This is a genomic window from Microcoleus sp. LEGE 07076 (genome assembly GCF_015207455.1).
Taxonomy (GTDB): domain Bacteria; phylum Cyanobacteriota; class Cyanobacteriia; order Cyanobacteriales; family Microcoleaceae; genus Microcoleus.
In genome coordinates, this window is the sequence record NZ_JADEWV010000176.1 from 1 (window position 1) to 12,519 (window position 12,519).

The following is a 12,519-nucleotide window of genomic DNA, read 5'->3' on the forward strand; positions in this document are numbered from 1 at the left end:
TTATAGCGTTTCTAACTGGAGTTTCTTGGTCAACCTCGACCTGAGAGGAAGCGTAAGCGCTAAGAAAGAACGTTTAAAGCTTATACCGCAGAGCTTACCTAGGTTTGCCTAGGTTTTTCTAAGCGGTTCGGGGAAGGGAAAGAATGTAAAAAAATAAATTTTGCCATAACTTACGCAGGGGTAGCCAGAAACCGGGTTTTTTAGCTAAATACACGGCGTTTAGCTTTTTACCCCGGTTGAAAAACCCGGTTTCTTTGGTAAGGAGTTGAGAAGTCCCGCATCGGTTTCCCTGAAATATTCCCCTCTGATATCGTTTCCGGTTGCATCGGTATTGTTCAAACTCTCAACAGTCAGCAGTCAACAGTCAGCAGTCAACAGTCAACAGCAAACAGTCAACAGCAAACAGTCATTCCGGTGTTACCGGAATTGATATGAGTTTCTAATTAATGAATCAAGCAACGGGTGTCATTTTTTGTCTTGCCTACATTCTGGGATTGATTTCTACAGGAGTTTTTTGGGGTAGATACGCGATATTAGTTTTGGGAATAGCGGTGGCAGTCGCGATGCCTAAATTGTTGTTAAAGCATACTAGGAAATCTCTCAAAACTACTAAAAAAAGACGCACCAGAACCCCAAAAAAAACTCTGGAAGAACCCTTAGAGATGAGGGAAGAATTGAGTTTTTTGAAGATGCTGCCGAGAGGGAAACGGGTGTGGGCAGCGGCGGGTTTGCTGGCATTTCTAGGTAGCTTTTATTTAACAGTTCGATCGCCCCAACCGAAAATTAATGACATCAGCAAGCTGATTCCGGCGGTGGGAAACACTCAAGAAGTGGTGGTGACAGTTCGCGGTAGAGTTGTGAGTACGCCTCGATTGACTCGATCGGGGCGATCGCAATTTTGGCTGAACACAGATTTAGTTAGCCAAATCAACGGCGGTGAAGCTGGAGTAGTCGTCAACCGCCCAGTATCAGGCAAACTCTACGTTACACTGCCTCTGCTGCAAGCAACGGGCTTGTACGCCGACAATACGATCGCAGTTGTGGGCTCGCTGTACAAACCGCAGCCGCCATCGAATCCGGGGGCTTTTGATTTTCGAGCATATTTAGCCAGAGAAGGAGCTTTTGCAGGGCTCAAAGCGCGTCAGATTGACTGGAGGAGAGAAAATGCGATCGCCGATGTCAATCGAGTTAACAGCAAAACGGCTGCTTTCTGGGAACCCGCTGGGATGCAGCCATCGTACATTCAAGCGATGCGGATGCGGATCGTGCGATCGCAACTATCTCAGTTAAATGTTCCCGAAGGCCCGCTGATAAGTGCGATCGCCCTCGGCAAACAAGCAGTAGATTTACCTTACAACATCCGCGACTATTTTGTGCAAGCTGGATTGGCCCACGCGATCGCAGCTTCTGGCACTCAAGTCTCGATGGTTTTGGGTTTAGTCATAGCTTTAACCAGGCGTTTTTCCAAACAGTTACAATTTGGTTTTGGAGTCGGCGCTTTATTTTTACTCGTCGGATTAACAGGATTTGAAGCTTCAATATGCCGCGCCGCATTGATGGGATTTGGCACACTATTTGCTTTGGTGTTGAGCCGCGAAGTTAAGCCCTTGGGATTGCTGTTAATCGCTGCTACTATTTTACTGCTAGTTAACCCTTTGTGGATTTGGGATTTAGGTTTTCAACTGAGTTTTTTAGCGACTTTGGGATTAGTTGTGACAGTGCCGCCGCTGATGGCAAAGTTGGACTGGATGCCGCCGGCGATCGCTTCAATTGTGGTGGTTCCGATCGCCGCTTCTGTTTGGGTGCTGCCGCTGCTACTTTATGTTTTTAGTGTGGTATCACCTTACAGTATTTTAGTCAATATTATTGCCGCTCCTTTACTCTGGATTTTGAGTATTGGCGGGATGGTTAGCGCTTTTGCTGGATTGATTTTGCCACCGGTTGGGAGTATTTTAGCTCAAGGGTTGGACTATCCGGCGAAATGGTTAATTGCGATCGCCCAATATTTCTCGCAATTGCCAGGTAATTCGGTAGCTGTCGGTCAAGTATCCGTGTTTCAGTTAATCGCACTTTACAGTTTAATCTGCTGGGTTTGGCTGGGGGGAAGTTCGGCAACGGATTTTGTAACTGATGTAAAGGATGTAACGGATGGAAGAAGGAAGGGAGAAAAAACAGGGAAGCAGGAAGTAGGAAGGAAGAAAAATCAGGCAAAGGGGAGAGAGAAGAAAGGGAAAAGTCGAGTTTTTGCGTTGCGTATTTCTGCGGTTTGGATTTTACCGGTGGCGATGGTGACGGGAATTGCGATCGTAGTTTTGCCAGTTTGGTACGTTCAATCATCTTTGTTTCAAGTTACTTTGCTGGCGACATCGGGCGAACCAGTTTTAGTGATTCAAGACCGGGGAAAAGTGGCGCTAATTAATAGCGGTGATGAAAATACTGTGAGGTTTACGGTGTTGCCTTTTTTGCAGCAGCAAGGAGTTAATTCTGTGAATTTTGCGATCGCCACTCACGGTCATTTAGGTTTGAGCGGTGGTTGGGGAAAATTAATAGAACGCTTGCCAATAAACACATTTTATGATAACAAGGCTCCCAAACAAATTCACCGCGGGAGCGATCGGGAATTTATGACGGCTGTGGAGTCTCGCCAAGGCGCTTACTTACCTGTAGAAACTAACAGCACAATCGATCTCGGTTCCATGCGGTTGCAGTTTGTAAATGCGGAAATCCCGGTGGTAGAATTGCTGGTGGGTAATCGAACTTGGTTACTCGTGGGTGAAATGACACCAGAAGCACAAAAAAAATTAGCAGCAACGGGAACATTGAAGCCGGCTCAAGTGCTGTGGTGGTCGGGAACAACCCTGACAGCCGAGTTATTGGATGCGGTGAGGCCGCAAGTGGCGATCGCCTCTGCTGACGAAATCGACCCAGAAACCGCAGCCAAACTGCACCAAAGCAAAACCCAGATATTCTGGACAGGGCGCGACGGAGCCCTTCAATGGGCTCCCGGTACGGGATTTAAGACGACTCTGGAATCTGAAGAAAATGAAACTTCTTTTCTATAAAGATTTACAACGCGGCGCATTGTGCGGTAAGATAATTTTAGCTTCCATCTAAGCGTCAATTGGAGAGGTGGCAGAGCGGTTGAATGCGGCACACTCGAAATGTGCTTTAGGGGTGACTCTAACGTGGGTTCAAATCCCACCCTCTCCGTTTAGCGATCGACTTGTAGGGCATTCAAAAACCCAGTTTCTTAAAGAAACTGGGTTTTTTGGTAACGGGACTTATATCATGTCCGATCGATTGACATCATAAAAAAGGTTCGTAGTGAGGACTTTAGTCCTTCGATTGTAAGGACTAAAGTCTTCACTACAGGCGAAGCATTCCCGCTTACCCTCAAATTTGACGATCGTGAATTCCAAGACTATGACTTTTATGAATTCAAGAAATGAATTTATGAATTGACTGTACAAAACATTTTATTGATAATAATTGCATCAGCAGATCGCAGCACAGATAAACTTCTATTCTGCGGACATCTGTGTTTCTCATCTATTGGCACTATGTTGCTAGCCGGAAATTCGATATGAAAACAATTACCTATAGATTATTCAACGGTAAAGCCGATCGAACGTTCATCGAAATTTTGCACCAAATCTGGAAATTCTTGGCTGAAGCAGTCCGTACAGTTGAGCCAGAAGTCGATCGAGTATCGCTTTTATCTATAGATCGATCGACCCAAATGGCAGCATACCAGTGCGCCAAAGATCGATACGATAGCAAACAGCAAGAATTACAACAAGCCGAACAACAAGCATTTTTAGCTTATGAAATTGGGAAGACGGAAGCTGGAAATTTAGCGAGGGGAAGGGCGATCGGCATGAAACTGATTTTATCAGAGTTGGCTCAACAAGTTAGGCAAGCGAAACAGGTGCTAAAACCCAGATTCCGCAGGTTTTAACATTGGGGATTTTTATGTAAAAAATGGCTGTAGTTTTTTGTAGACAAGCATTCCGCTAATAGGTAGAAATATGAATCTTTGTTAATAAGTGTTTATCTTTTATCAATAGCGCTTAATTATTGAGAATAGTTTTGAGGTTAAACTCCTAGGATGAGGTTTTCTGGTCAAAATACTTTTGACTGTGTTAACAAGTGCAGAATCTGGGTTCTCTTCTCTGACTCTGCGCTCTCTGCGGCCTCTGCGGTTAAATCATTCATAAACAATCGTTACGCATCAAAACCTTCATAACCGAGTTTTTCACCAATCTGCAGGCTGTAACGAATCTTCTCAGCAAAAACTCGGTTTCTAACCACCCGCGCATAAGTCCCAATGTCCAATTGCCAATTTTTTCACTTCCAATACCTGCGCCAGTGAAACAAATTCTCCCACAAATTCTGCATAAAAGTATTGCTACCCAAGCGCTGCAACTGCCAACTAGCAGCAGTTTGACCACTAATTGCCGAAAAGCTCGACCAAATATAAGGAAGTTCGGCGATCGCCTCAACCTTCATCCCGTGACGGACAGCCAGAGCGATCGCATGAATCAACTCAACAGCTTGCGGCCCCACAATACTCGCTCCCAAAATCTCCCCATTGCGGCGCCCAACAATCTTACAAAAACCAGTTGTCTCCCCGCACATTTGAGCTCTTTCAATATTTTTAAAATATTCCCGACAAACAATCAAATCGTCTCCAAAACGTCGCCTTGCTTGCGCTTCAGTCAAACCAACCCTCGCCAACTGCGGGTCAGAAAAAATCGCCCAAGGAACCCCGCGATAATCTATTTGAAACAGCGGCAAAAACAAAGCATTTTTCACAGCAACCGCAGCTTCGCAATTAGCAATATGAGGGAACGGATAACCTCCAGCAACATCGCCGATCGCATAAATGCGCGAATTAGTTGTTTGCAGCTTTTCATTTAAAATCAACCTTTGATTGTTAAATTTAATCCCAGCGGCTTCGAGATTTAACGATGCAAAATTGTGTCCGCGACCAGCAGCCAAAAAAATCTCCTCAGCTTCGATCGCCGCACGTCCAGCTTGAATCCACTTTTTACCATCAATCACCCTCGCTTGAGTCACCTCAGTAGCAGTCAGAATACGCACTCCCACCGCCTCCATTGCAGCTTGAACCAAGCCAGCCGCCTCCCGGTCTTCTTTGGCCAAAATGCGCGACGACTTCACCACAAGCGTCACAGCGACCCCTAATCGAGCAAAAGTTTGAGCCACTTCCACCCCGCTGGGATCGGCGCCGACTACCACCAAACTGTGAGGTAACTGTGGAAGTTTGGCCAATTGGGCGACAGTTTCCGAAGTAAAAAAGCCAGCAGACAAAAGTCCTTCAATATTGGGAATTGTCGGCAAAGTTGGACAAGCTAACAAATAACAGCGCGATCGCAACGAACGATCGCCCGCAACAAAAGCCAACTGCGGTTTCGCCACAAACTCGCCGCTACCAAAAATAATATCAACACCCCGAGCAGCCAAAACACCGAGATCGTCAATTTCTTCTAAATTAGAAACAACACCTTCAGCCCAATTGAACACACCGTCAAACCGCAATTTGATCGGCGCTGACGAATCAGCCACATCCGGGCGAACCCCAAACTGTTGGTGGCCAATCTGGCGGGTAAAACGAGCAGCCTCGCTCAAAGTTTGGCTGTATCTCAAACCCTGGTCGATCGACACTTTCCCCCCAGTCGGCAAATCTGGCGATTTGGTTAGCGGTTCCACCAAAGCAACGCGGGCCGGGAAATTAGTTGCAGTCAAAGCAGCATAGCGTCCGGCCGCAGTTCCACCAATAATCACTAAATCATACTCAAGCATAAATAAATTTGTCAGTTGTTAGTTGTCAGTTGTTAGTTGTTAGTTGTTAGTTGTTAGTTGTTAGTTGTTAGTTGTCAGTTGTTAGTTGTTAGTTGTCAGTTGTTAGTTGTTAGTTGTTAGTTGTTAGTTGTTAGTTGTTAGTTGTTAGTTGTTAGTTTTTTTAATTTTTTATTTGTTGTAAACAGTCAACTGTCAACTGATATCAAATCCGGTTGTAAGCTGTTGCGGCATTTAAATCTTATGTAAAAAACAATAAAACTCTTGTGATAAATAGGGGTTGAGCGTCCCGCCCGCCCTGAATATGCAATGTTTATTTGCGCGACAGCTTATCGAAATTATGTAGCGCTCGCGTCTCGCTCGCGCTGATACGATCCAAATATATTATTCCGATACAACCGGAAAAAATATGAAAACGGCCAACTGTCAACTGTCAACTGTCAACAACCAACTGTCAACTGCCAACTGCCAACTGACTAATGACTTCTTTAAGTCCAGCAATCAGCAGCAGATTGTCCGCCCTCGATCGAACAGCCACCCGAAAAAACCGATCGCCCAACTCAGGAAAACTCAAACAATCGCGAATCAAAATCCGGTATTTTTCCAAAAGACTTTTTTGAATCGCAGCCACCGACAGCGACGACTCAACCAACAAGAAATTAGCCGCCCCCGCAAAAGGCTGCAAACCGGGCAAATCAGCCAAACCCTCAAACAACTCTTGGCGAGCCACAGGAAGCCAATCCCAAGTTTGTCGCTCAAAAGCAGTATCTCGCACCACAGCAGCCGCCGCAGCCTCCGCCAAAGCATTCACAGGCCAAGGATCGCGCTGCAACTGCCAGCGGCGGAGGATATCGGGATGGGCGATCGCACATCCGATCCGCAGTCCCGGCAGAGAATAGAATTTAGTGAGCGATCGTAAAATCACCAAATTCGGAAACTTCTCAACAGCAGCGATCGAACTTTGCTGTTGTTCCGGCGGTAGAAAGTCCATAAAAGCCTCATCCACCACCACCAAAGCCAAATGCTCCAAATAAGGCTCAATCGCCTCCCTAGCGAACAGCAAACCCGTCGGATTGTGCGGGTTGTTGAGTAGCAAACCTCGTCGATTGGCATGAAGCAGAGGAACCGGGAGAGACAAAGCAGGAGAGACAAAGGAAGGGTTAGAAACCGACAAATCATCGGTTACCAATCCGTTCCCCGCCCCAGCGTCCAACGATTTAAGATCCAACCCAGAAGCTGAACCATGCTCAATTACTTGTTTGGGAACCGGCAAGATCCCTGTTCCACAATAAAATTGATCTCTTGTGGAACGGGCATCTTGCCCGTTTTCGACTCTCGCTTCACCAGCATCTTGCCCGTTCTTGACAACGGTGCAAGATGTGAGATCCAAAGGACACTTCAGCACCTGCGCGCCAAAAGCCGAAAGAGCCCGCCAGTAATCGCCAAAAGCCGGAGTCACCAAATAAGTCGCCTCTAGTTTCGACAAATCCCAAGCCGCCCAAGTCAACAATTCCGCCGAACCATTCCCCGGCAAAACCCAATCCGGGTCAACATGAAACGCCTCACCCAAAGCAGCCCTCAACTCTCCATAGTCCGGATCGGGGTAAGCCGTCAGACTGCTGAGGTGCGATCGAATCGCATCAAGAGCCGACTCAGGAGGGCCCAAAGGACTGATACTCGCAGAAAAATCGAGAATAGCAGAAGCAGGGCAGCCTGCCAATGCTGCTGCCCAAGCTAAATTCCCACCGTGTACAGGTCTAATCAAGACTCAGTTTGCCTTGTTATTCGGCGTTTTTCGGCGGTGCAACTCTGTCCTTAAACAACTTCCCTGCAGAAAAAGCAGGAACTCTGGTTGCCGGGATTTCCATCTTGTCGCCCGTTTTGGGATTGCGACCCTCGCGGGCCTTGCGTTCCCGCGACTCAAACGAGCCAAAACCGACCAGCGTCACCTTGTCGCCCTCGGAGACAGCTTCCATGATTGCTTCCAAAGCTGCACTCAAAACGGCATCTGCCTGTTTTTTCGTCACGCTAGCCTTTTCCGCGACTGCATCAACCAATTCACCTTTGTTCATTCCGAACTCCTTCTGGGATTTGTAAAATACGTTAAACAGAGTTCAACTATTAGCTGTGAGTGGAAACTGCATTGGAGTTTGGATTCGGAGATTTGGGTTGTTCCCGATCGCTCCTGTCCGCTGCCCCAATTAACAACTCCTGATGAATACCAATTACCCTAGGGTAATTGGTCAGAAAAGGAATTTTTGTTTCTAATTGCTGAAAACCCCACAGCATCTAATTTTCACTGCATTATTCTAAAGTCTTGCCGACCGTTATGGATCGGTGGAACCTTTAATTTATATGGAACTGGCCAATTTTTTATAATTCATACCCAAAATTAAGTAAAAAAATACCACTTTAGAGAGCAGATTTCTCGCCTCCGTGTATTTGAGAGCAGAAAAAAAGGAGAAATAAAAAGAATAAAATGTCATTTGTCAAGGGCTCAAGGAATTTTTTTTTTCCTTGTTCCTTTGTTCCTTTCCCCTTTCTGGCCAGAACCGCCAGGGACTTAAGTCCCTAGCCAACAGTCAACAGTCAACAGCCAACAGTCAACTGCCAACTGCCAACTGCCAACTGCCAACTGACTACTGCCTCGGTTGAACGGGCTGACTGCGCTGCAAGAGCTGGCGCGCGTCGGGACTGATGTTGTTTTGGTAGCCAAAGTTCGATCGGTCGCTATCATCCAAAATCTGCGGAGTCAGCAACACGATCAACTCCGCCCGCTGGTTCGTCTTGCTCGTTCTCCTGAACAGCGAACCGATAATCGGCAAATCGCCCAAAATCGGAATCTTGTTCGCTTCAATCCGTTCTTCGTCGCGGATAATCCCCGAAAGAATCAAAGTCTGACCGTCCCGCAGGCGAATTAGCCCCGATTGCAGCGATCGCTCGCCCAGCAGACTAATCCGATTGACGTTCCCGCCCGTGGACAAGTCTACAATGCTGCCAGGTGTCCTGATAGTCGGGTTCACCCGCAGAGAGACAAAGCCATTATCGTCAACCCGATCGATCGCCACCCCCAACTGCAAACCGGCCCTATCTTTAACAGCCGTGGTTGTTGTGGTACTTGTATTTCCGGTACTTTGCGTTTGCTGCGTGATGTTACTGATCACCTCATCAGTAATATTTACATTCGCCGTTTCTCCTTCTTGAACCACCAGAGTCGGATCGGTGAGGATTTTGCCGTTCCTAGTCTGAATAGTTGCCCGCAAAGCCGACAAGAACCTCCTCGGATATTGCAACAGCGGGAACAGGGCGAACTCCGCCGTTCCGCCAGGTCCAGGCTCGTAAGTATCAACTCCAACTCGTGCTGGGTCACTAGTAGTTGCTCTCGGTTGGAGGAACACCCCGCCGCTATTAGGCACGTTGATTAAATTGCCATTTCGATCGTAGGAAGGAGTCCCTGTCAGAGGCACGTTGATTAAATTGCCGCTCCGATCGTAGATTGGAGTCACAGCTCCGATCGGGTTGGTGACGATCGGCGGAGTCGATCGGTTGTTTGCGCTGTTGACATCTCCTTCGCTAGCGGGCCGCAAGCCTCCAAAATTGAGACTTGCTACTCCCCCATCATTGACAAAGAAATTGTTATTAATTCCGAAAGAGAAACTGCTGTTGGTGTCGTTGGCTCCCGACAAGTTGACATCGATCACCTTAACGTTGACAGCCACTTGACGGCGGCGCAAATCTAGCTGAGTCAAGAAAGCTACCGCCAGATCAACCTTGCGCGGATCGCCCACCAAAGTGATCGAATTGAGCCTCGCATCCGCCAGCACCGACAGTCCCCTCAGCAACAGCGGCCCGTTGCCGTCCCTAGCGCCGATCGCCTTAATATCCGGTTCCCGAATTTCCACATCCCGCGCCGCATTTCCCTGGCCCACGGTTTGGATAGTCACCCGAGTAATCGGCAGTTGAGTTTCCGCCCCTTGAGCGCTCAAAAAGTTAGCTGCATCGGTAGACCTAACTTGATTGAGCCGCAGAGTCCGAACAATAATATTACGCGAGTCGATCGGCAAAGTAGTGCCCACAAAAATCGTCCGCCCCACGCGGTTCGCTTGCAGCCCGCTGATCCGCAGCACGTAGTTAAAAACATCTTGCACCGACTCATTTTCGATATCCAAGGAAATCTTCGGCCCTTCATCGGCACCGCCGGCTCCCGGCTGACCAGGCACTGCGGGCTGACCCGGTTGAGGCGTGCCGCCGCCTGTAAAAGCAATGTTCAATCCCGCAGCGCGGGCGAGCAGAGCCAAAACGTCCCGGACTGGAGCATCCCGCAGCACCAAGCGGGGGATGCGCTCTCCCGAACTCAGCTCAATATTTCCCGTACCCGGAGCGATGTTAGACACGGCGATATCTCCCAAGGGCGGGGCGACAGCCCGCGGTTGGAAAGGCGGTGCCTGATTGGTCTGAGACTGAATTTCGCTGGGTAAGGGCGGGCGATCGTTCCTAGTAACAGTAACTTCGGGATTTGGCAGCATCACGTCTGGATTTTGTGACGTGCGGATTTGGGGAGCCGGTCGGGGAGCTGTTGGGCTCAGCGGCAGTCCCGGAGGAGGCGGAGGCAAAGTTTGGGTTTGGTTGAGCGCTGGCAGTGCAGGCTTTGCAGCTTGGGTAGACTGCGCCGTCCCGCCCTGTCCGGCAACGCTGAGGACGATTCTTTGGCCTTGTCCGGGCATCACTTGTCCGTTGGGCACTCCGTTGGTGCCTGCTACTACAACGCGGATGCTGTTAGCCTCTACCTGGGTGATTTCTACTAAGGAAATGCCCGGAGCGGGGTTATCTTGACGGAAGCTGTTGCCTTGGGGCAAGCGGAGCTTGGTGTTGGTAATTGTGGCTTGGTAGGTATTGCCGCTGTTGATGGCGAAAACTTGCGGGCGATCGCCCTTTTCCGTAGCCAGGACAATATTTACCCCATTATTGGCTTGACTTACTTGCACCCCTGTGACTTGAGTCGGCGCTGCCGAAACCGGGGCTTGCGCGATCAGAACTCCAGCAACGCTGCTTAAGAGTCCTCCACTTAACCGTAGATGCTGTTTCACGTTCATTCCTCTACACTTTGTGAACTGTTAACTGTTGACTGTTGACTGTTGATTGTTGACTGTTGACTGTTGACTGTAGGCTGTTAACTGTTGACTCGATTTTATGATTCCGATACAACCGCAAACGATATGAAATATGCAACGGTTCGAGTTTTTTTGAATGAAGAATTTATCCAGATTTAGGCAGCGATTCTAATTGTTTGATCGGTGCAGAAAAAACTTTTTTTCTACCCTTCCCTGTCTTTTTGAATTCTTCATTCAATCTTCACTTCTCAACCCTGTGCCGGGAGCCTCCCAGTTTGGCGATTTTTTCCGAACAGCGATTATTGAAAACTTGCGAACTCTCGCGCGATCGCCCAACGAAAAAAATGCTTTACTAAAAATCAGATGCTCCCCTTTTGCCTTCTACCTTCTGCCGCAACAGTCACCTTATAAAAAATCAGTCTGTCTTCCCAAAAATACTGCTATTTAGCAGCCGGACTTGGAACCGGAGTTGGCGGTTTTTCTTCTTCTTTTAACGGCAGCAGCGCGTGCAAGTCAAAAGCCGTTTTAATTTTTGTTTGCGGCTGCTCCACTGGGACTATTTTCCCTTTCAAAAAATCGATTTCTATCGCCTGATTTGATGCTAGCAATTCAGACTTCAAATTCCTCACTACCAACAGCGACTGCATCAACTCCAAGTTACGCATAAAATTGCGGGTTTGAGCAAAATTGCCTTCAAACTCTACCTTATATTTTTTGCGTCTGAGCTTGCCGGCCAGGGACGGCCCAAAGGACGTGTCGCTCAGAATATCTGGGTCTGGAGCTCCCGGCGCGGCAGTTGCAGCAGCAGGTGGGACATCCGGCTCAAATTTGGTAATTTTAGCCTTGAGGTCGTCTCCTTGCACCCCGGCGTTAATTTTATTAACCAGTTGGGTCATGTCGAGCAGCAGCGTGTTGGCACTCGCATCGCTGGCAAACATTGCCGTCACCTGGGCGCGGCGCTGTTTTGCTTCTTCTTGCTTGGCTTCTGCTTCTGCCTTTTTTTGAATTTGAGCCTGCAATTGCACTTGCGTTTGCTTGCTTTCGAGAATTTTTTGATTTAATTCGCTGCTTTTTTGCCATTCTGGGAGTACGAACTGGTAGCCGAGGTAGCCGGCAACTCCCAGCCCGAGAACCGCGATGGCTATGGCTTGGACTTGGGGTGTCAGCTTAATGCCGAATATTTCCTGACCCCCTGTCTCTTCTGCTTGTCCGCCGCTGGGAATAAACTCATTTGATACTGTCATGGTTTTTTCACTTCTCCTTTTTGTGGTTCTAGCATCCCTTTTTCTTGAAGTGTTTCTATCCGTATTGCTAGTCCGTCTGCTTGCTTTTTCCGCAGTTCGGGGAGCAATTCGGAAGCTCCTGTCGGGCTGAGTGTTGTTTCAATTTTATATTCCACCACCGGTCGCAGTTTGGGAAGTTCTGCTGCTGATGCGCTTGGGTTTCGCACTTGTAATTGTGTGGGGTTGTTTTTTAATGTGGCCGCTACCAGTTTGGTATCGGTGTCGAGGAAGAAAGGAGAGCGCTGGATGAGCAGCATAAAGTCGTTAACTTGAGCAAAGGTACTGGCCATCCCTGAAATTTGTAC

8 protein-coding genes and 1 tRNA gene are annotated in these 12,519 nt (G+C 48.1%); 3 read left to right on the forward strand and 6 right to left on the reverse strand.

Annotated features, from left to right (window positions below):
• The first annotated feature begins 446 nt into the window (after window positions 1-446).
• The 3 genes from IQ270_RS22940 (at window position 447) to IQ270_RS22950 (ending at window position 3,958) form a co-directional block, all read left to right on the forward strand.
• Window positions 447-3,062, forward strand: coding sequence for a ComEC/Rec2 family competence protein (locus tag IQ270_RS22940; RefSeq protein ID WP_193975512.1), 2,616 nt, complete (start codon window positions 447-449; stop codon window positions 3,060-3,062).
• A gap of 61 nt (window positions 3,063-3,123) precedes the next feature.
• Window positions 3,124-3,210 (forward strand) — tRNA-Ser (locus IQ270_RS22945).
• A 373-nt stretch (window positions 3,211-3,583) separates the two neighbouring features.
• On the forward strand, window positions 3,584-3,958 hold the full coding sequence (locus IQ270_RS22950; RefSeq protein ID WP_193975513.1) for a hypothetical protein: 375 nt from the start codon (window positions 3,584-3,586) through the stop codon (window positions 3,956-3,958).
• A gap of 389 nt (window positions 3,959-4,347) precedes the next feature.
• Here the strand turns inward: IQ270_RS22950 and IQ270_RS22955 are convergent, their stop codons facing one another.
• The 6 genes from IQ270_RS22955 to IQ270_RS22980 all read right to left on the reverse strand — a co-directional run.
• Complete coding sequence (locus tag IQ270_RS22955) at window positions 4,348-5,823, reverse strand: NAD(P)/FAD-dependent oxidoreductase (RefSeq protein ID WP_193975514.1); 1,476 nt, start codon at window positions 5,821-5,823, stop codon at window positions 4,348-4,350.
• 451 nt (window positions 5,824-6,274) lie between these two features.
• Window positions 6,275-7,585 (reverse strand): histidinol-phosphate transaminase, encoded by a 1,311-nt coding sequence (locus tag IQ270_RS22960; RefSeq protein ID WP_193975515.1) that lies wholly within the window; start codon window positions 7,583-7,585, stop codon window positions 6,275-6,277.
• A 16-nt stretch (window positions 7,586-7,601) separates the two neighbouring features.
• Window positions 7,602-7,892 (reverse strand): HU family DNA-binding protein, encoded by a 291-nt coding sequence (locus IQ270_RS22965; RefSeq protein WP_193975516.1) that lies wholly within the window; start codon window positions 7,890-7,892, stop codon window positions 7,602-7,604.
• Between the two features lie 567 nt (window positions 7,893-8,459).
• Window positions 8,460-10,907, reverse strand: coding sequence for a type IV pilus secretin family protein (locus IQ270_RS22970; RefSeq protein WP_193975517.1), 2,448 nt, complete (start codon window positions 10,905-10,907; stop codon window positions 8,460-8,462).
• Window positions 10,908-11,371: 464 nt separating this feature from the next.
• Window positions 11,372-12,175, reverse strand: a complete 804-nt coding sequence (locus IQ270_RS22975; protein ID WP_193975518.1) for a pilus assembly protein PilO — start codon at window positions 12,173-12,175, stop codon at window positions 11,372-11,374.
• The coding region (locus tag IQ270_RS22980) for a PilN domain-containing protein (protein ID WP_193975519.1) at window positions 12,172-12,519 on the reverse strand (348 nt) is incomplete at its 5' end. The genes IQ270_RS22980 and IQ270_RS22975, both read right to left, overlap by 4 nt.